Genomic DNA, 17,868 nt, shown 5'->3' on the forward strand with positions numbered 1-17,868 from the left:
GATGGCCACGCTGTTCTTTCGCTATCCGCGCCTGACGCTTCTGGCGCTGTTCCTGTCGGTTGTGTCCGGCCTGGCTGCGCTGGGCGTCCTGGGCCGTCAGGAGGACCCATCGCTCACAGAGCGCTTCGGTGTTGTGGTCGCCAGCTTTCCGGGGGCGGACGCCGAGCGGATGGAAGCGTTGATCGTCGAGCCGATCGAGGCTGCGCTGATGGAGCTCGTGGAGCTGGATGAGGTGGATTCCACCATACGCGCCAATGTGGCGCTGATCGGCGTCAATATCCGCGAAGACTTGAGCCCGGCCATGGTCGAGCAGGCCTGGACCAAGGTGCGCGACCAGGTCTCTTCGGTTGAAGTCCTGTTGCCGGACGGCGTTCTGCCGGTGCGCGTGGAGCGCCAGTATATGGGCGCGGCCACTCTGGTGGTCTCCCTGCGATGGCCCGAGGGCTCTGAAGCCGGGCAGGGGGCCTTGTCCCGACTGGCCGAGGATCTGGAAGACAGAATCCGCAGCGTTCCGGGGACGGATGAGACCCAGATTTTCGGCGCGCCGGAGGAAGAGGTGCGCGTCACGCTGGACCCGGAAGCTGTTTCAGCGCTGGGCCTGGGCCCTGTCGAAGTGGCCGGCCTCCTGTCCCGATCGGACGCCAAGCTGCCGGCCGGTCGTCTGGCGGGTGAGACGCTTGATATCAATATCGAGGTTGATGGCGCCTTTGACTCGCTGGACCGGATCCGGGACGTCCCGGTGGCGCAAAGTCCAAGCGGCTTCGTGCGCATTGACGACATCGCGCGGGTCGAGCGAACGGTGCGTGAGCCTGCAGCCAGCGAAGCCTATATCGACAATCGCCGCACCATCCTGGTGGCGGGCTATCTGCAGCCCGAATTGCAGGTGGATGCGTGGGATGCGCGCGCCCAGCGGGTCGTCCGTGACTTCAGGGCGGCCAATCCGGCCGTCGAGGTCGAGATCGTCATGGCCCAGGCGGACTATGTCGTCGACCGCCTGGCCGGACTGGCGCAGAATCTGGGCTTTTCCGCCCTGATCGTCTTCGCCGTCCTGTTCCTGGTCATGGGCTGGCGCAGCGCCCTGATCGTGGGGTCGGCCCTGCCGCTGACCATTTTGCTCGTGATGGTCCTGATCAATGTCTATGGCGAGCCGCTGCACCAGATGTCCGTGACCGGGCTGGTCGTTGCGCTCGGCCTTCTGATCGATAACGCGATCGTGGTGGTCGATGACTACAGGCTGCTCAGGTCGAGAGGTCTGGAGCGGCTGCTGGCCGTCGACAAGGCGGCGAAGACCCTGTTCGGGCCGCTGCTGGCCTCGACTCTGACGACGATTTTTGCCTTTGGCCCGATCGCCCTGATGCCCGGCACGGCCGGGGAATTCATCTCCATGATCGGCATTTCGGTGATCTTCGCGGTCAGCGCGAGCTTCATTCTGGCCTTCACGGTCATCCTCGCCATGGCGGCCTGGTTTGACGATGGCCGCGCCGGGGAGCGCGACGCCCCGTTCTGGCGCGACGGCCTGCGCGTTCCGGTCCTGGCGAAGCTCTATCGCAGGCTTCTGGATGCTGTGATCGCACAGCCCCTGCTGGGCTTGGCGCTCGGGGTGCTGGTTCCGGTCGCGGGGTTTGCGGCGGCTTCGACCTTGCCGGGACAGTTCTTTCCGCCAACAGAAAGGGACATGTTCCAGGTGCGTCTCACCCTGCCGCCGTCATCGCCCCTGGATGTCACTCGCGCTGAAATTCAGCGCGCGACGGACATGATCACCGCGCATGACGGTGTTGAAACGGTCGTCTGGGTGCTCGGGGAAACCAGCCCGCGCGTCTACTACAATATGTTTGGCGCCGATGAAGGGCGTCCCAATTTCGCGCAAGGATTTGTCCGTGCGACCGATTCCGCCGCCAGTCGACGCATCGTCCAGGCCGTCCAGGCCGAAGCCATCGAGCAGTTCCCGTCCGCCCAGTTTCTGGCGCTGCCTTTCGAGCAGGGCCCGCCGGCCCCCGCGCCCATAGAGATCAGCGTGATCGGACCGGATCTTGAAGTGCTCGACAGGTTGGGCGAGGAGATCCGTCGCATTCTGGGCGGCACGCCAGGGGTCACCTACACCCAGGCCGAGCTGGCCCTGGGCGAGCCGATCGTGCGCCTGGATGTGGATGAGGTCTCAGCCGGCCTTGCAGGCTTGCGGCTTTCAGATATCGCCGGTCGGTTGCGCGCCGGCATGGACGGCGTGCAGGGCGGGTCGGTTCTCGAAGGCGTGGAAGAATTGCCGGTCCGGGTTGTGGCTCCTGACAATCGCCGGGACTCGCCGGACTCCATCAGCGGGGCGCCCCTGCCGGCAGGGGCTGGCGCATCGCCGCTCGGCGTGGGGACATTCGCTCAGGTCAGGCTGGCGCCGGAAACATCCATCATCACGCGCGTGGACGCTGAGCGGGTCAACGCCATTTATGGCTATTTGTCGCCCTACGTCCTGCCGGCCACGACGCTGGCCGCCTTCCAGGACCGTTTCGAGGCGGAAAACCTGATCCTGCCGCCCGGCTATCGTCTGGAGATCGGGGGGGAAGCTGAAAATCAGGGTGAGGCGATGGCGAACCTCATGTCCACCGCCGCTCCCTTGCTGATCCTGATGGTGGCTGCGGTGGTTCTGGCGTTCAACTCGTTCCGCTATGCCGGGGTGATCTTCGTCATCGGCTTCCTGTCGGTCGGTCTGGCTCTGTTCGGGGTCTGGATGTTCGGCACGCCCCTGGGGTTCAACGCGATTGTCGGCGCGCTCGGACTGGTGGGGCTTGCGATCAACGGTTCGATCGTCGTGCTCAGCGCGCTCAAGGCCAGTGCGGCAGCCCAGTCCGGGGATGCTGCGGCCATCCGGGACACGGTCATGGATGCGACGCGACATATACTGGCGACGACGCTGACCACGATTGGCGGGTTCGCGCCCCTTCTGATCGAGGGCGACCCCTTCTGGCTGCCCTTTGCTTCCGCTGTGGCCGGCGGCGTTGCAGGTTCGGCGATCCTGGCGTTGATTTTCGCTCCGGCGGCATTCGTGCTGCTGATACGTTCCAACCCGCAGGGCGCCCCGTCGGGCGCCTCCGAGCCGGAGCCTGTTTTGTGACCCAGTTGCGCCGAGGCCCCTGGACGATCCTGTCAGAGCGTCTGGGCTATGAAAATCCCTGGATGCGCGTGCGCGAGTTCGACGTCCTGCGTCCGGACGGCCAGCCGGGCCTTTACGGCGTCATGGAGCCCCGGCAAGCGGCGATCGGCGTGCTGCCGGTTTATGACAATGGCGATACGGTGCTGGTCGGCCAGCATCGCTTCGCCCTGGATGCCTGGTCCTGGGAATTGCCCGAGGGGGGCGGTCCCGAAGGCGTTGCGCCGCTTGAAAGCGCCAAGCGCGAGCTTGAGGAAGAGACTGGCCTGAGAGCCGCCCATTGGCGCCCGCTGTCAGAGTTTGACGTCTCCAACTCCATCACCAGCGAGCGCGCCTACAGTTTCATCGCCTGGGGCCTCAGTGAGGGGACGCCGGAGCGGGAAGGGACGGAAGCGGACATGCAGATGCGGCGTCTGCCCTTGCGCGAGGCGCTGGAGATGGCCATTTCGGGTACAATTCGGGACGGGTTTTCCATGATCATGCTGATGGCTGCGGTTGAACAAGCGCGTCGTGGCGCTCTTGACCCCGGACTGTCCCGGTCCATCCTGTCAGGGCTTGATGAAGCCTGAGACGCCCCCGATCTGCGACCATCACAGGAGTCACCGATGACCCTCGCGCAAACCCAGGTCTTCGATGAAACGCCGCCGCTTGCGGGATCCGTCTGGAACCGCCTGCGTCTGGACGCCGCCTCCGCGGCGGCCGAAGAGCCCATGCTGGCGAGCTTCCTGAACGCGGCCATCCTGCGTCATGACGGTCTGACCGAGGCGTTCGCGCACCGTGTGGCCGCCAAGATGAGCGATTCCCAGCTCGACGCCCTGCAGGTCCATGATGTCGCCAAGGCGGCGCTGGAATCCGATCGCGATCTCGTCGAACAGGCCGCCGCCGACATGCTGGCGGTGGATGAGCGGGATCCGGCCTGCCGCTCCTTGCTGCAGCCCTTCCTCTATTTCAAGGGCTTCCACGCTTTGCTGTGCTACCGGATCGCCCACCGTCTGTGGCGCGACGGCCGCGACAGTCTGGCGTTCCACATGCAGAGCCGGATGTCCGAACGCTTTGGCGTCGACATTCACCCTGCCGCCCAGCTGGGCCGGGGCATCATGATCGACCACGCCACCTCCGTGGTGATTGGCGAGACCGCGGTCGTGGGGGACAATGTCTCCATCCTGCATGAGGTGACCCTGGGCGGTACGGGCGCGGATGGCGGGGACCGTCATCCCAAGATCGGTAATGGCGTGCTGATCGGCGCGGGCGCGAAAGTGCTGGGCAATATCACCGTCGGGGCCGAGGCGCGGATCGCAGCAGGCTCTGTAGTGCTGGCCGATGTGCCGTCGCGGTGCACGGTGGCTGGTGTTCCGGCCAAGCCCGTCGGCGGGCGGTGCGCCGAACCCTCCCGCACCATGGACCAGACCTTCGCCTCCAATGGCGAGGACAGCTAGCTCTGCGCCCTTTGTGTTGCCCTGCGCAGGAAGAACGCTAGGGTGCGCCTGACTCGTTGATCCATCCCGATAAGAGGTACAGCCGTGGCCGCTCCCGTTTTCACTGCCGCTGAAGCGAAAAAAGTCGAAACCTTCCTGCGCAGCAAACTGAATCCGAAGCTGGCCGTGCGTCTGCGTCAGCGCGCCGATGAATGCGCGGAGATCTACATCGACTCAGAGCTTCTGGGCGTGGTGTCGAAAAACGTCGAGGAAGGCGAAGTCTCCTACTCCTTCGAGATCGTCATCCTCGACATCGACCTTGAAGGCATCTGATCAGCTCCGGGCTGACAGAGGCATGTCGTGTGATCCTCGCGGTCGACCAGCTTGAGAAGACCTATCGCAACGGCTTCAGGGCCGTGCGCGATGTCAGTTTCGCGGTCGAAGCCGGAGAGATCGTCGCCCTGGTCGGGGAATCCGGCTGCGGCAAGACCACGACTCTCAAATGCATCAACCGATTGCTGGAGCCTTCAGGCGGCCGCGTCCTCATTGAAACCGAGGACGCGGCCGTTCTTGATTCTGTCAGCTTGCGCCGTCGGATCGGCTGGGTCATGCAGGGCGATGGCCTGTTTCCGCATCTGAGCGTCGCGGAAAATGTGGCGGTGACGCCGCAGCTTCTGGGCTGGGAGGCGGACCGCATCTCGTCGCGCGTCGATGACATGCTCGAGCTGGTGCGACTTGATCCGCTCGAGCACCGCGATCGCCGCCCTCATCAGCTTTCGGGCGGGCAGCGCCAGCGCGTTGGCGTGGCGCGCGCGCTGGCGGCGGGCTCCAGACTGGTGCTGATGGATGAACCCTTCGGCGCGCTTGATCCGATTACGCGGGACGGGTTGCGCGCTGACTTTCTCGACCTGAAGAACCGTATGGAATTCGCCGCCGTCATGGTCACTCATGACATGGCTGAGGCCTTGCTGATGGCGGATCGCATCGCCGTGATGCATGCCGGTGAGATCGTCCAGTACGATACGCCCAGAGCACTGCTCAACGCGCCCGCCCATCCCATTGTGCGGCAGATGCTGGAAAGCCCGCTGCATGAGGCGGATGCGGTGCAGGCCCTCAAGGCCGAGGCGGGACGCGATGCTTGATGCGCTGCCGGATCTGATCGCGACGCTGCCGGCGTATCTGGGCGGGCATATGCGTCTGTCTGTGGCGGCTCTTCTGGCGGCGCTGGCGATCTCTCTGCCTCTGGGCATCCTCGCGGCCCGCAATCCGGGCGTCGCGCGTCCTGCGCTGGGCGTCGCCAGCGTCATGCAGACGATTCCCGCCCTCGCGCTTCTGGCGCTCATGGTCCCGCTTCTGGGCGGGATGATCGGGTTTGCGCCCGCCTTCTTCGCGCTGACGCTCTATGGCGTCCTGCCGGTGCTGCGAAACACCATTGTCGGCCTGCAGGGCGTGGATCCGGTGGTGCGTGAGGCGGCGCGAGGCGTCGGCATGTCGACTCGGCAAAGCCTGTTGCGGGTGGAGCTGCCGCTGGCCGCGCCCACCATCATTGCAGGGATTCGCACTGCGACCGTCTGGGTTGTCGGGGCGGCGACCCTGGCGACGCCGGTCGGGGCGACGAGCCTGGGCAATTACATCTTTTCCGGACTTCAGACCCGGACCTGGGCGGCGGTCATCTTCGGCTGCCTGTGCTCTGCGGGGCTGGCGCTGCTGCTCGATCAGCTGATTGCAGCGTGCGAGCGGGCGATGCAGTCCGGTCAGCGCAGGGGCGCTCTGATCTCCGCCCTCGTGGTGATTCTGGCGCCCGTTCTGGTGCTGGGGGGCGCCGTCATGGTCAACCGCGCCAGCGGGGAGGGATCGGTCGGGCGGCAGACGCAGGTCGACGCCGGTTTCGATGACGGACCGGTGATCATCGGCGCCAAAAGCTTCACCGAACAGTATATTCTCGCCGAGGTGATCGAACGGCGTCTTGAGGGGGCGGGCGCCCGGACCGAACGTCGGGAGAATCTGGGCTCCACCGTGGTGTTTGACGCGCTGCGCTCGGGCGAGATCGACGTCTATGTGGATTATACGGGCACGCTCTGGGCCAATGTGATGGGGGAGGAAGCCCCGATCCCGCGCCACCAGATGTATGCCGCGGTTTCAAGCTGGCTCTATGAAAACGCCGGGATCGTCGCCTTGGGGCGTCTGGGATTCGAGAATGCGTACGGATTCGCGGTTACCGCCGATTTCGCCGAGTCTGAAGCCGTCACATCGATCGCGGATCTCGTCGCCTTGCCGTCCCTGTCTGTCGGCGCCGACCCTGAATTCTTCGCCCGCACCGAATGGGAGCGCACGCGTGCGCTCTATGGACTGAGCGGGATTGAGCAGCGGAGCATGGATTCCGCCTTCATGTATGACGCGGTCCGCAATGGGGCGGTAGATGTGATCACCGCCTATACGTCCGATGGGCGGGTTCTGGCCTATGGCCTTGTGATTCTTGACGATCCGCGTGGCGCGCTGCCGCCCTATGACGCGGTGATCCTGCTGTCAGCCGAGGCGGCGCAGAAGCCGGCGGTGGGACGAGCGCTGGCGCCGCTCATCGGCGCGATCGATGCGGACCTGATGCGCGAGGCGAATGCCGTGGTGGAAGTGGAGCGCCGCTCTGTCAGCGAGGCGGCGCAGCTGATTCTCGACGCGGTCGAACCCTGAAGGCAAGACAGCCCCGCATGCAGGTGCAGGGCTGTCTCTCCTCGGTCTCTGAGAAGTCTAGAGAACCGTCAGCATGCTCGCCACCAGCGGGTGACGGACAATGTCTTCCTTCTGAAGCCGGATGACGCCGATATTGTCCACTTCGTCGAGTTTCTCGGCGATGGTTGCGAGGCCGGACATTTCGGGCAGAAGGTCGGTCTGCGCCGGGTCGCCGGTCACCACCATGGTGGAGTTCCAGCCCAGACGGGTCAGCAGCATCTTGAGCTGGGCGTAGGTGCAGTTCTGCGCCTCATCGACCACCACGAAGGCGTTGTTCAGGGTGCGTCCGCGCATATAGCCGATGGGCGCGATCTCGATCAGGCCCTCGGCCATCAGCGCCTTCAGGCGTTTCGGGCTCAACCGGTCCGCCAGCGCGTCATAGAGCGGGCGCAGATACGGGGCGAGCTTCTCTTCCATGGCGCCGGGCAGGAAGCCGATGGATTCGCCCGCTTCCACGGCCGGACGGGAGAGGACGATGCGGCCCACTTCACCCTTTTCCAGCGCCTCGACCCCCTTGGCGACGGCGAGATAGGTCTTGCCCGTCCCCGCCGGGCCAAGCGCCATCACCAGATTGTGGGAATCGATGGCCTCCATGAGCTCGGCCTGGTTCTTCGAGCGCGGTTTGACGTTCTTGGTATAGCTCTGATCGCGCATGGGCTCCTTGTCATCGGGGGACCAGCTGGTTCCGGGGAAGAGCGAACGGACTTTGTCTTCCTCATATGCGTCAGCGTTGAACTGTCCGGATTGGCGGCGTTTGGTGGCTCGTTTACGCATGTCAGGCCCTCCAGGAGACAAGAAAAAACCCCTCACGCGGCAGCGGAGGGGTCATCAAAGCGGTGAATTCGGAAGCGCGAGACTCAAACGACACCGGCGCACCGGGCGGCGGGGTCGTACCAGCTTGAGGTGGCGCGTACGCCATCACGTCCTCCTTCACACATCCAGCGCCATGCGGCGCGTGCGAAGCGAATCGAACCTTGATCTCGAATCGCAAGCACAGTGTCATGTTGGACGCCTAACGAAGTATGAGTCTACTCGTCTCATATCCGATACAAAGACGAAAAAACGCCGACATATTGTGCGGCGCAACACCTTGGGAGAGCCCGATGACCCTGTACAGACTGGACGATGCGAGCCCTGAAATCAGCGAGGACGGGGCCTGGGTCGCGCCGGATGCGGCGCTTATCGGCCGTGTAAAACTCCTGCCGCGGGCTTCGGTCTGGTTCGGCGCGGTTCTGCGCGGGGACAATGAGCTGATCACCATCGGCGAAGACTCAAACGTGCAGGACGGCTCGGTCATGCACACCGATATGGGCTTCCCCCTGACGCTGGGTAAAGGCGTGACCGTGGGGCACAAGGCCATGCTGCATGGCTGCACGGTGGGCGATTACTCGCTGATCGGCATTGGCGCGACGATTCTCAACGGCGCGAAGATCGGCCGGAACTGCATCATCGGCGCACACGCCCTTATCACCGAGGGCAAGGAGATCCCGGACGGGTCCGTGGTCATGGGCGCGCCGGGCAAGGTGGTGAAAGAGATCGGGGAGGGGGTGGCCGAAATGCTCAAGGCCAGCGCCGACCATTACGCCGAGAATGCGGCGCGCTACGCCAAGGGGCTGAAGGCGCTCTGAGTCTCGAAAGAATACGGCGCCGCAGGTGATCCTGCGGCGCCGTTTCTGTTCAGATGTGGCCAGGCCTAGCGGCGCCAGGTCAGGGACAGGCCGACAATATCGGCGACATTGTCGTAGTCACCCACAACGCGATCACCGGTCGACCCCACATGGTTGATCGGGGCGTCATCGAACATCAGGTGCTGATAGCCCGCATCGATCTGGATGGAATCGGTCGCCTGGAAGGACGCGCCCAGTGCGATGATGGTGCGGTCCGAATCGGGCACGCGCGTGGTGCGGTGCTCGTTTTCGGTCGGAGACTGATCGTAAGCGACGCCCGCACGCAGGGTCAGGCGGCTGTTATAGGCGTACTCGCCGCCCACTGCGTAGCGCACTTCATCGTCATAGCCGAGGGTTTCGCCCGCGTCGGGCTGAGCCGGATTGTCGAACTCGACGACCAGGCGCTCGAAATCCCAGAAGGTGTAGACGACAGACGCGTTCAGCGACAGACGCTCATTGACCTGGTGAGCCAGGGAGACCGCCAGCTCGGCCGGCAGGTTCAGCTCGGCGGAGCCATCGGTGTCGGTGAAGGCGGGCGCGAAGATCGCCGCATTCGCCGGCGCTCCGAAATCGGCTTCGCCTTCCAGGTTGTGGTCCACATTGTGACGGTAGGAGACGCCGATGCGGGTGGTCTCGGTCAGGTCATAGAGCGCGCCGACATTCCAGCCGAACGCCCAGTCATCGCCAGTGACGCGCAGATAGCCTTCCGGACGGCCCGGCAGGAAGCCGGTGGCGGTGCACTGGGCCGGGGTGAGCTGGCTGAGGCAGATGGCGCTGAAGTCGAGATGGTTGGCGAGGGTGGCTTCGGAATACTGCGCCGAAACGCCAAAGCCGACCGACAGGCGGTCATTGACCTGATAGCCGATGGACGGGTTGATCTCGGCGACCTTCAGGGAGCTCTTCACGCTCTGGAAGCGGGTGACGGAGTCCTGATTGTACTCGGTGGCCAGGCCGAACGGCGCGGTCACGCCCAGACCCAGAACGATACGGTCGTTCAGGCGATGGGACAGGTAGAAGTTGGGGATCACGGCGTCGTTGAAGAGGTCATTCTCTTCGGTGCCGCCCAGCGGTCGGCCCAGCACGTCCACGGAGCCCTGGTTGGTGAAATCGCCCTGGCCGATGATGGCGTGGGCGCCCAGCTGGATCTGCGTGCCGTCAAGGCGCGCCAGACCGGCGGGGTTGGACCAGATCGTGGACGGGTCGTCGGCCAGCGCGGCGTAGCCGGCATGGCCCATGCCCAGGTCCCGGACCGAGTATTCAGAGAGTTTGAAGCCGCCGGCGAGGGCCGGAGAGGCCGCTGACAGGGCAAGACCGGCGGCCAGGCCTGCGCGCACGACGAGGCTGTTCAGACGAAGCATGGGGGAGTCCTCCGCTTTGTGTTTTTATCCGCGCTCGCGACGCGCGTTGCTGCACACATGTGCATGCGCAACATGCATCGCAACGCATAAAAACAGACCCGTGACAGTGATGTGATGTCTCGGGCCGCTGCAAAGCAGCAATTGCTGGAGGAAAAAGTCTAGTCGCGACGGCCCCATAGGTCGCGAATGCGCTGGTCGGCGGTGCGACCCAGATTGAACCAGGCCGAGCGGTCGCGCGAGGCGTCGACGACCAGAAGCCTGTCGTCCCGCGCCAGCAGATGACTCAGTTCATTGCGCAAGTGTGCTGCGCTTGCGGCGCCGCGCAGCAACCACACGCCGGGCGTGATCGCTTCCACATCACCGAAATCCTTCAGCGCGGATTCAAAACCACCCCGGCTGTCGGAGTTGAGGTCGGCGACGATCACGAAATTGGACGTGCGCGCATCGGCCGGCATGGGGCGGCGTTCGCCGGGGGCGCGACGCGCCTCGTCCAGCCAGGCCTTGAGCTGGGGAACGTCACGGGCGTCCCGGAATTCCCCATCCCGTTGTTCAGAAACCGTGGAGTGTCCGGCCACACGGCCTTCCCCTACAAAGGCGCGCATCTGTGCGCCCGTGTAAGGCCCGTACACGCGGCCTTCCACTTTCACAAACCAGGACATGGCGATTCCGTCGTCGCGCGGCATCAATAATTCTCCCGGCCAAGGGCCCTACTGCCAGAGGCTTGAACCTCTACACAGGCAAGAAACGGGCCGTTCCCCTCGAAATATGGTGTTTCAAAGTGACGCTGTCATGCATTCACTCGGAAAAACCATCCGGAACCCTCAGCTCCGGTCGGCGGGAGGATCGAACGCTACTGCGAAGCCATTGTCCAGCCATCGTGCAACATGGCCCTGCATGTCGCCCACCCGGACAGCCTCCCCGATGCGGGGGCGTTCAAGACAGGCGAAGGCGGCGCCGCTGATGGAGACGTCAATGACATCCGCCTGGATCACAACGCCGTCGCGCAAGCGGATCTTGGCGCGGCCCCGGCCGGGTTTGCGGGGCGCGGTGCGGTCTTCATCCAGTCCCAGGCGTTGCATATTGAAACGCCAGGTAATGGCGTCCGCCAGACGGTCGCGCTTGCGCTGGGAGCCATGCAGCCGAACGATGAATCCGGACCGGCCCGCACGCAGCACCTCGCCTTCCAGACGGCCCAGGCCGTCAAACAGCAGGACGACTCGCTCGGCCTTTTCCGGCGGGGTCTTGCAGGCGATGCGGGCGCCGCCCGGGGAAATGTCCACGAGCGTACAGGTGAATTCGCCGGCGCTGGGCGACAGGCCGCGTCCGGGAACTGTCAGGCGCACACGTCGATGGCGGCGGCGCTCTTCAGCGCCGCGCGCGGCAATCTTGATTTTCCGGCGGTCCAGTCGGGCGCCCAGGTCTGCAGATCGCGTCATATTACCCTCGACACATCACAATGAGCCTAGGGTGACAGCCTTAATACTTCGCTAGTTCAGCTGTCGTTCGCGACCCGCAAACCCACCGCCTCGTAACTGGGCGCGGTGAAGGCCGAGTAATGGGGGGCCGGGCACTGGGCGGGGTGCAAGGCTTGCAAGCGATGGCGGACAATCGGTCGACTATTGGCGGGACGCGGCGTCAGGGGTTGATAGAGCCCGAGCACCCGGTCCAGCCAGCCTTCCGGCCCGCGCAGGGGCAGAAGCGCGATCTCCACATCGGTCATCTCTCCGTCCAGGCTGACGGCCTGGGTCACAAGGCTGGCGGGCGCGGGGGTGGACAGGGCGCCTTCAAGAAGCGCCGACACATGCACCCGGTCATGCCCCTGCCACAGGCTGAGGAAGTTCTGGTCGCGGAATTCGCGCTGATGCATGCGGCACAGACCGGTGCCGGCGAGACGGAACACGTGATGGCCCTGGTCCATGCGGCGCAGCAGGAACAGGTTCGACAGAAGCGAACCCAGGTCTTCAGGCGCAATGTCCGCGCGTTGCGGCGCGGGTTCGTCATGCCGGCGTGAATGCCAATAGGCCAGCAAGGTCTGAGTGTTCGGGTGCTTCACGAGCGCCGTCCCTTTTCTTCGTCATCGTCCCCCGGTCTGTTCCGCCCCGGTCGGGACGGCGCCGTCGAGGGCGGGACCGTGTGTTGGCGGGACAGACTGCAAGCCCCTTGCCAACCTCATATGGGACAGGTGCTTTTCCGTTCAGCCCGTGGGTCGGGGGTTCCGGCCCCTGTCTTGCAGGGGTACGCGCAAGTGAGAACGGAGACCGCCATGCGCGTTTCAACACGATACGCTTCCGCCCTGTCCGCCCTGGCTGCGAGCCTTCTGGCGTCCGCGGCCCTGACCGGTGCGGCTCAGGCTGTGACGCTGACGACGGCCGCCGCGGGCGATCCGTGTTGCGCCCCGCCGCCGCCTCCGACGCCCTGCTGCACGCATCCGGGCGGGCCGGTCATCGGGACGCCCAGCATCAATATCGGCGCGCCCAACGTGCATGTGGGCGGCACGACGGTGAATGTGGGCGGGGTCAATGTGAACACCTCGGTCAATGTCAATGTGAGCGCCAACGCCTATGCGGGCGCCACGGCGACCGCGTCCGCCCGTTCCGGCGCGACCATCATTTATGGCGGCGGCGGATATTATGCGGGCGGCTCGGCCCCGGCGGCGACCGCTCTGACCGGTTTGCGCCTGGCGGGTGAGAGCGAATACGAGAGCTATGAAGAGGAGCGCTCGCGCTGGGTCGAGGAATGGCGTCTTGTGCGGGCGTACTGCATGGACGACAGCGGCAATCCGCATCCGGCCTCGCGTCCGGATCCGGACGAGCGCGTGACGCCGGACTTTGAGGGCGAGATCTTCCGCTGCGTCGCGGGGACCGCCCTGCAGGCGACCCTGGGCTGGCGTGAAGAGGGCGAGGACCATTTCGACGGCGTCTCGATCCAGTGCCAGAAGGGTGAAGCCCTGCGTTACGGTCGCGGCGGAGAGCTGTTCTGCGCGCCGCAGGAACACCGTCGCAATTGCAACGAGCGTTCATTGCTTCGCCTGCATGGCCCCGGCGTGAAGCTGGTCTGGTATCGCTATGAAGAGCACTATACTGAGACGGTCGAGCGCCGTAGCGAGTCCTATGAGCGCCGGTCGATGACCCTGATGCTGGATGGCGGGGTGGGCGGCTATCACTAGGCGGACCGTCCCGCGCTAACGATCAGGACCCCGAAGGTTTCGCCTTCGGGGTTTTTCTTGCGCCCTCAGACGCAAACCGGACCGCCAACAAGAAAAAGGCCGCTCCTTTCGGGAGCGGCCAGTCAGTTGGGTGGGTATCGTGTGTGGATCAGTTCCCGCGGTTTTGCGTCGCAAAGGTCGCCGCATTGCCCACGGCTGTGGCCGAGCTCGTGATCGTGCGAACCTGGCCGGCATGGGTTGTGACAGAGCTGGCCGAGATGGCGCCGGAATTGATCTGGTTGATCTCGCCCGACACGCCTACCGGGCAGCTGGCGCAGACATAGGCCGATTGCGCATTGCCGATGGCGGTGGCGTTCAGGATGGAACCCAGGCCGCCGCCGGCGCCGCCGGTCATCGTCACATTGGCGATGACATCGCCGGAATTGGTCTGCTGCACGCCCTGATAAGTGTTCGCGCCAATGGTGGAGGTCAACGCCGAGTTGCCCACAGCATTGGCCGAACCGGTCGCGTAGCCATTGGCGAACTGGTCAGCGAGAATCACCGTTTCAGCGCGCACCTCGCCTGAATTGTTCTGAACGCCGCCGGTTTCGCTATCGCCATAGTCGTTCTGGAAGGTCGCGGTATTGCCCGCCGCCTGGGAGGCCGCCGTGACGCCATAATCGGCGTTGCCGATCTCGGCATGGGCGGTTGCCGTCGTGGATCCGGTCTGTGACTGGTCCAGCGTCAGGCTCGAATCCTCGTCCTCTACGGTGGAGATCAGGCTGTTGCCGGCCGCCACGGCGCCCACGACGCTGGTCTCGATTTCAGCGTCCGCCGCTTCAACGCGGGCCTCGGCGCGGGAGTCAGCGGCGCTCGCCTGACGGATCGACAGGGTCTGTCCGCCTTCCGCGCTGGTCTGGATGGCGTTTACGGCGCTGGACGCAGTCTGAACCGTGTGAGCGGCGTAATCGGAGATGCGCAGACGCGACAGCGCGGAAACCTGACCCGCGCCGGCGGTCTGGTTGAGGTCGAGACTAAGGGCGCCGTCTTCCACGCCAGCGGTCAGGGCGTTGCCCTGTGCGGTTGCGGTGCTGACGACGCTGGCCCAGACCCCGTTGGCGCTGAGCAGGGATTGCGCGGTCACAGAGCCCCCGAGCGTCTGCGCGCCGGAAATCTCGCTGTCGCCGGACAGGGCGCCCGTGCCCGAATTGCCCTGGGCGACCGCGGTCGAGATCATGTCCCGCACGCCATCCGCGTCCTGAGCGTCTTCAGCTGAGACAGGTCCTGTCTGGTCCTGATCGAGCTCGACCTTATTGATAGGTTCCGCGAAGCTGGCTGCGGATATCAACGTCGCGGCGCTGGTGCCCGCGATCAACACTCGTGCGAGCCTGGACATAGGGAGCCTCCGTGGGGGCGTAAGCGGTGTTCAGCTGAACGCCGCCGGTAATATTGGACGGGCCGATCGGGTCGTTGAAGGAACAGACCTGTTCGGGCGACACCTGATAGAGCTGGGAGGAGATCTCCAGCACGGCGCGCTCGACGACCGAGCGCACGGCCAGCTGGATCGGCTCCAGAGAGCGCCCGCCCGCAGAGGCGTCCAGCACCACATCGCCAAAGAAGGCGAAGACCCCGGCGGACAGCTCGCGGCCGATGATCTGCTTCTGATAGGAAACGACATCGACCACCTCGAGGGTGCGCGAGTCGATCAGGCGCAGGTCGAGGCCGACATTCATCACATACATGCGGCGCGAGAACAGGCCCGACGGATCGGAGTCCACAGAATCGCCCGCCAGAACATCCTGGCCGTTGGAGCGGATATTGGCGTTCAGCTCGGTGATGCCGCCCACCAGATAATAGTCCGAGCCCGGGATCGAACCCGCATAGATCTGGCGATAGCCGTCCTGCTCGGCGGCGTCGCCGATCAGCTGGTTGTTGGCGTAGCGCAGCTCGAGCTCGGCGACGGACGTGTCAAAACGCTCCACCAGTCGCGCGCCCGCCTTGGCGAAGGCGCTGATCGCCATCAGGGAGGCGCCTTGGGTCACCCGGGTGCCGCCTTCAGGGTTCATCTGGCCGGTATAGTCCGCGATCCGGCCCACGGCGACGCGGGGCGCGGCCTGGCCATGCTGGCGAGCATAGCCCGACAGACAGACCAGCGCATCCGAATAGGGCGTCGGGTTCGGGGTCACCGGCGCGCCGCCGGTCGGCGTGGCGTAAAGCCCGTCCGCGCCCGGGGTCGAAGTGGCGCAGGCTGTGAGGGACAGCGCGCCGGCCGCGGCGGCGATGAGACGCTTAACGGTCATTGGCGGCTTCTCCCTGAGAGGACTGGGTGTTTGCGGTCGCGCCCGCATGGGCGGTGATGTCGCCTGTATTGGTCTGGCGATTGTTGATCACCACGGTGTTGTAATTGCCGTTCACCACCACATTGAGCTGGTTGCCGATGGCGCTCGCCCCGGCGCTGGTGAACAGGCCGGACTGGGACTGGCTGTTCAGGCCGACGCCGGTTGCGCTCTGGGTGAGGGCGCTGGCCTGGGCCGAGACGCCCACGCCGGTCTGGATAATGCCGTTCAGGACAACCCGGTTGCCGCCGACGCGGGCGCCGACATACGCTTGGTTTTCCGAGCCATAGGCCTGACCATAGGGACGATTCCACTCCGACGGATTGGTCGCGGTGGATTGCGCCATGGCCGAGGACGCTGCGAAAATGGCTGCGGCGGTCGCGCAGAGCCAGACTTTAAGCTGACGGGTCATGCCTTATGTGTCCTCTTTGAAGACGGTTCGGTCCCCAGGCTGCAATGGCCATGCCAAACCCCTCTCAACACTAGGAAAGCCTCATGAGCGACGCGCCGCCCCCTCTGTCCCAGGATGATCCCGATGCCGGCAGAGCCGCTTCAGAGCGCCCGACGCCGCCGCGCGAGCCCCTGTTCAATGCTCTGCCCGGCGTCGTGCTTGTGCTCGCCGCCATCATTCTGGCGGTTCAGCTTGCGGAATCGCTGTCCTTCGGACGGGGCGGATCGGTGCATGCCCTGATCTACTGGGCGGGCGCGTTGCGGACCGGCGCTGCGGTCGACGCCTTCCCGCCGGCGCCCCTGTTCGGCCTCTCGCCCTATATCCTGCATGTCTTCGTGCATGCGGGCTGGGCCCATCTTCTGATCAATCTGGGCGTGCTGCTCTCGGTGGGGCCGGCCGTGCGTCGACCTTTCGGCCCGGGCTTGCGCGGAGATACGGGGTTCTTGGTTTTCTTCTTCGCCTGCGCGATCGGCGGCGCCGTGCTGCACCAGATCACCCATCTGACCGAGGCGACCACAATGGCGGGCGCCTCCACCGCCATTTCCGGGCTGATCGCCGCGGCGGGCTGGGCGAGGGGCGGTCGCACCGGCATGTATCAGCTCGCATTGCCCTGGCTGGGACTCAATCTGGCGCTCGCCCTGGTCAATCTCGTCTTTCCCGTTCCCATCGCCTGGGCCGGACATGTGGGCGGCTTGCTGGTCGGGATGCTGGCCTATCCGGTCTGTGTCCGGATCCTGGGCGCGCGGCGGCGCGTCTAGGCCGGCGCAAAGCTCCGTTTGTGGGGCGGGGACCGGTGTGGTTATACTCCCAGTACACGAGCGAGGGAGGTCCGCATGACCGCTGCACGCATACTTGATGACAAGGGGGCGACGGTCTTCACGCTCGCCCCGTCCCAGACCCTGCAGGAAGCCGCCGTCGCACTCACCCAGCACAGGGTGGGCGCGGTGATCGTCACCGACGCCGGCGATCAGCCGGTCGGGGTGTTCTCCGAACGCGATCTCGCCCGAGCGATCGCAGGCTCCGGTCCGTCCGCGCTGTCCGAGCGTGTCGAGTCGGTCATGAGCACAGGACTCATCACCGCCAGCCCGTCCGATGATATCGATACGCTCCTGGCGCTGATGACGGAGAAGCGGGTCCGTCACATCATCATCATGGATGAGGGGCGAATGACCGGCGTGGTGTCGATCGGAGATGTCGTCAAACGCAAGATCGCCCATGCCGAGGCCGAAGCGGAAAGTCTCAAGGCCTATATAGAGGGCGCCTGACACCAAGGGCCTCAGCGTGCGGGGGTTCAGGGCGCGAGCCATCCCCCAAAAGTCAGGATGCGTCTGACTGCGCAAACCTGCAGTTTGACTCCCATTCGGGGTTGCGTCCCCCGGGAGGGGCGGATACACCCCCACTCCTCGGCGGCGGGAACAACGACGCGCCGGCGGCCAGTGAAAATCTTCTGAAGATTGATCTTGCCGGCGGATGCAAATCGCTCCATACTGCTGAGCCTCTCCGAAAGGAAGGAGTTCAAAAACCGGCGAAACCCTTTCGCTGGAGCCGACGCTTTCGTGTCAGTTTCAGCCGGGCTAACCGACTGCAGAACTTCTGAAATTCGGAGTTGACCTGGAGATCGGCTTTCACT

At 65.0% G+C, this 17,868-nt stretch carries 18 protein-coding genes; 10 read left to right on the plus strand and 8 right to left on the minus strand.

Annotation, left to right across the window (positions count from 1 at the left end; genetic code table 11):
* Position 1: 1 nt before the first annotated feature.
* From B2Z70_RS01985 to B2Z70_RS02010, 6 genes are all read left to right on the plus strand, one after another.
* On the plus strand, positions 2–3,103 hold the full coding sequence (locus B2Z70_RS01985; protein WP_292980365.1) for an efflux RND transporter permease subunit: 3,102 nt from the start codon (positions 2–4) through the stop codon (positions 3,101–3,103).
* On the plus strand, positions 3,100–3,708 hold the full coding sequence (locus B2Z70_RS01990; protein ID WP_292980367.1) for an NUDIX domain-containing protein: 609 nt from the start codon (positions 3,100–3,102) through the stop codon (positions 3,706–3,708). The genes B2Z70_RS01985 and B2Z70_RS01990 overlap by 4 nt, the downstream gene beginning before the upstream one ends.
* A 36-nt stretch (positions 3,709–3,744) precedes the next feature.
* Positions 3,745–4,575, plus strand: coding sequence for a serine O-acetyltransferase (gene cysE, locus B2Z70_RS01995; protein WP_009803417.1), 831 nt, complete (start codon positions 3,745–3,747; stop codon positions 4,573–4,575).
* A gap of 84 nt (positions 4,576–4,659) precedes the next feature.
* Positions 4,660–4,887, plus strand: coding sequence for a DUF3126 family protein (locus B2Z70_RS02000; RefSeq protein WP_009803418.1), 228 nt, complete (start codon positions 4,660–4,662; stop codon positions 4,885–4,887).
* A gap of 29 nt (positions 4,888–4,916) precedes the next feature.
* A complete protein-coding gene (locus B2Z70_RS02005; protein WP_292980371.1) occupies positions 4,917–5,696 on the plus strand; it encodes an ATP-binding cassette domain-containing protein in 780 nt (259 codons plus the stop codon).
* The gene (locus B2Z70_RS02010; RefSeq protein ID WP_292980374.1) at positions 5,689–7,242 is read left to right on the plus strand and encodes a glycine betaine ABC transporter substrate-binding protein; all 1,554 of its coding nucleotides are present in this window, start codon (positions 5,689–5,691) and stop codon (positions 7,240–7,242) included. The genes B2Z70_RS02005 and B2Z70_RS02010 overlap by 8 nt, the downstream gene beginning before the upstream one ends.
* A gap of 57 nt (positions 7,243–7,299) precedes the next feature.
* Here B2Z70_RS02010 and B2Z70_RS02015 read toward each other — a convergent pair whose 3' ends face one another.
* The gene (locus B2Z70_RS02015) at positions 7,300–8,055 is read right to left on the minus strand and encodes a PhoH family protein (protein WP_009803422.1); all 756 of its coding nucleotides are present in this window, start codon (positions 8,053–8,055) and stop codon (positions 7,300–7,302) included.
* Positions 8,056–8,384: 329 nt separating this feature from the next.
* Between B2Z70_RS02015 and B2Z70_RS02020 the strand changes: the two genes are divergently transcribed.
* Positions 8,385–8,909, plus strand: a complete 525-nt coding sequence (locus B2Z70_RS02020) for a gamma carbonic anhydrase family protein (protein ID WP_009803423.1) — start codon at positions 8,385–8,387, stop codon at positions 8,907–8,909.
* A gap of 65 nt (positions 8,910–8,974) precedes the next feature.
* Here B2Z70_RS02020 and B2Z70_RS02025 read toward each other — a convergent pair whose 3' ends face one another.
* The 4 genes from B2Z70_RS02025 to B2Z70_RS02040 all read right to left on the minus strand — a co-directional run bounded on the left by B2Z70_RS02025 (position 8,975) and on the right by B2Z70_RS02040 (position 12,359).
* Positions 8,975–10,306: an OmpP1/FadL family transporter gene (locus tag B2Z70_RS02025; RefSeq protein WP_009803424.1), complete on the minus strand. Its 1,332-nt coding sequence runs from the start codon at positions 10,304–10,306 to the stop codon at positions 8,975–8,977.
* Positions 10,307–10,464: 158 nt separating this feature from the next.
* The gene (locus tag B2Z70_RS02030; protein ID WP_009803425.1) at positions 10,465–10,989 is read right to left on the minus strand and encodes a DUF4339 domain-containing protein; all 525 of its coding nucleotides are present in this window, start codon (positions 10,987–10,989) and stop codon (positions 10,465–10,467) included.
* A 138-nt stretch (positions 10,990–11,127) separates the two neighbouring features.
* Positions 11,128–11,742: a PilZ domain-containing protein gene (locus tag B2Z70_RS02035; protein WP_009803426.1), complete on the minus strand. Its 615-nt coding sequence runs from the start codon at positions 11,740–11,742 to the stop codon at positions 11,128–11,130.
* A gap of 56 nt (positions 11,743–11,798) precedes the next feature.
* Positions 11,799–12,359 carry a PAS domain-containing protein gene (locus B2Z70_RS02040; protein WP_292980385.1) on the minus strand — a complete coding sequence of 187 codons (561 nt, stop codon included), beginning with the start codon at positions 12,357–12,359 and terminating at the stop codon, positions 11,799–11,801.
* Between the two features lie 210 nt (positions 12,360–12,569).
* Here B2Z70_RS02040 and B2Z70_RS02045 point away from each other — a divergent pair, with 210 nt between their 5' ends.
* Positions 12,570–13,472 carry a hypothetical protein gene (locus tag B2Z70_RS02045; RefSeq protein ID WP_009803428.1) on the plus strand — a complete coding sequence of 301 codons (903 nt, stop codon included), beginning with the start codon at positions 12,570–12,572 and terminating at the stop codon, positions 13,470–13,472.
* 148 nt (positions 13,473–13,620) lie between these two features.
* On the opposite strand, the gene hfaD is transcribed toward B2Z70_RS02045, so the two are convergent.
* From hfaD to hfaA, 3 genes are read right to left on the minus strand one after another with little or no spacing between them, the layout of a single operon-like run.
* A complete protein-coding gene (gene hfaD, locus B2Z70_RS02050) occupies positions 13,621–14,847 on the minus strand; it encodes a holdfast anchor protein HfaD (RefSeq protein WP_292980390.1) in 1,227 nt (408 codons plus the stop codon).
* Entirely contained in the window at positions 14,762–15,751 is a 990-nt protein-coding gene (hfaB, locus tag B2Z70_RS02055; protein WP_009803430.1) for a holdfast anchoring protein HfaB, read from the minus strand. Before hfaB ends, hfaD begins: the two co-directional genes overlap by 86 nt.
* On the minus strand, positions 15,741–16,199 hold the full coding sequence (hfaA, locus tag B2Z70_RS02060) for a holdfast anchoring protein HfaA (RefSeq protein WP_292980394.1): 459 nt from the start codon (positions 16,197–16,199) through the stop codon (positions 15,741–15,743). The genes hfaB and hfaA overlap by 11 nt, the downstream gene beginning before the upstream one ends.
* A gap of 83 nt (positions 16,200–16,282) precedes the next feature.
* Here hfaA and B2Z70_RS02065 point away from each other — a divergent pair, with 83 nt between their 5' ends.
* Positions 16,283–16,996 (plus strand): rhomboid family intramembrane serine protease, encoded by a 714-nt coding sequence (locus B2Z70_RS02065; RefSeq protein WP_292980397.1) that lies wholly within the window; start codon positions 16,283–16,285, stop codon positions 16,994–16,996.
* 75 nt (positions 16,997–17,071) lie between these two features.
* Complete coding sequence (locus tag B2Z70_RS02070) at positions 17,072–17,503, plus strand: CBS domain-containing protein (RefSeq protein WP_009803433.1); 432 nt, start codon at positions 17,072–17,074, stop codon at positions 17,501–17,503.
* The last annotated feature ends 365 nt before the right edge of the window (positions 17,504–17,868 follow it).

This window comes from Oceanicaulis sp. UBA6590, assembly GCF_002433705.1.
In the GTDB taxonomy this organism is placed as follows: Bacteria; Pseudomonadota; Alphaproteobacteria; order Caulobacterales; family Maricaulaceae; genus Oceanicaulis.

Coding starts and splice junctions, on each gene's coding strand:
- hfaB (WP_009803430.1), bottom strand. CDS start 15,751: ATGACCGTTAAGCGTCTCATCGCCGCCGCGGCCGGCGCGCTGTCCCTC.
- hfaA (WP_292980394.1), bottom strand. CDS start 16,199: ATGACCCGTCAGCTTAAAGTCTGGCTCTGCGCGACCGCCGCAGCCATT.
- B2Z70_RS02030 (WP_009803425.1), bottom strand. CDS start 10,989: ATGCCGCGCGACGACGGAATCGCCATGTCCTGGTTTGTGAAAGTGGAA.
- hfaD (WP_292980390.1), bottom strand. CDS start 14,847: ATGTCCAGGCTCGCACGAGTGTTGATCGCGGGCACCAGCGCCGCGACG.
- B2Z70_RS02010 (WP_292980374.1), top strand. CDS start 5,689: ATGCTTGATGCGCTGCCGGATCTGATCGCGACGCTGCCGGCGTATCTG.
- B2Z70_RS02015 (WP_009803422.1), bottom strand. CDS start 8,055: ATGCGTAAACGAGCCACCAAACGCCGCCAATCCGGACAGTTCAACGCT.
- B2Z70_RS02025 (WP_009803424.1), bottom strand. CDS start 10,306: ATGCTTCGTCTGAACAGCCTCGTCGTGCGCGCAGGCCTGGCCGCCGGT.
- B2Z70_RS02020 (WP_009803423.1), top strand. CDS start 8,385: ATGACCCTGTACAGACTGGACGATGCGAGCCCTGAAATCAGCGAGGAC.
- B2Z70_RS02035 (WP_009803426.1), bottom strand. CDS start 11,742: ATGACGCGATCTGCAGACCTGGGCGCCCGACTGGACCGCCGGAAAATC.
- B2Z70_RS01985 (WP_292980365.1), top strand. CDS start 2: ATGGCCACGCTGTTCTTTCGCTATCCGCGCCTGACGCTTCTGGCGCTG.
- B2Z70_RS02045 (WP_009803428.1), top strand. CDS start 12,570: ATGCGCGTTTCAACACGATACGCTTCCGCCCTGTCCGCCCTGGCTGCG.
- cysE (WP_009803417.1), top strand. CDS start 3,745: ATGACCCTCGCGCAAACCCAGGTCTTCGATGAAACGCCGCCGCTTGCG.
- B2Z70_RS02070 (WP_009803433.1), top strand. CDS start 17,072: ATGACCGCTGCACGCATACTTGATGACAAGGGGGCGACGGTCTTCACG.
- B2Z70_RS02065 (WP_292980397.1), top strand. CDS start 16,283: ATGAGCGACGCGCCGCCCCCTCTGTCCCAGGATGATCCCGATGCCGGC.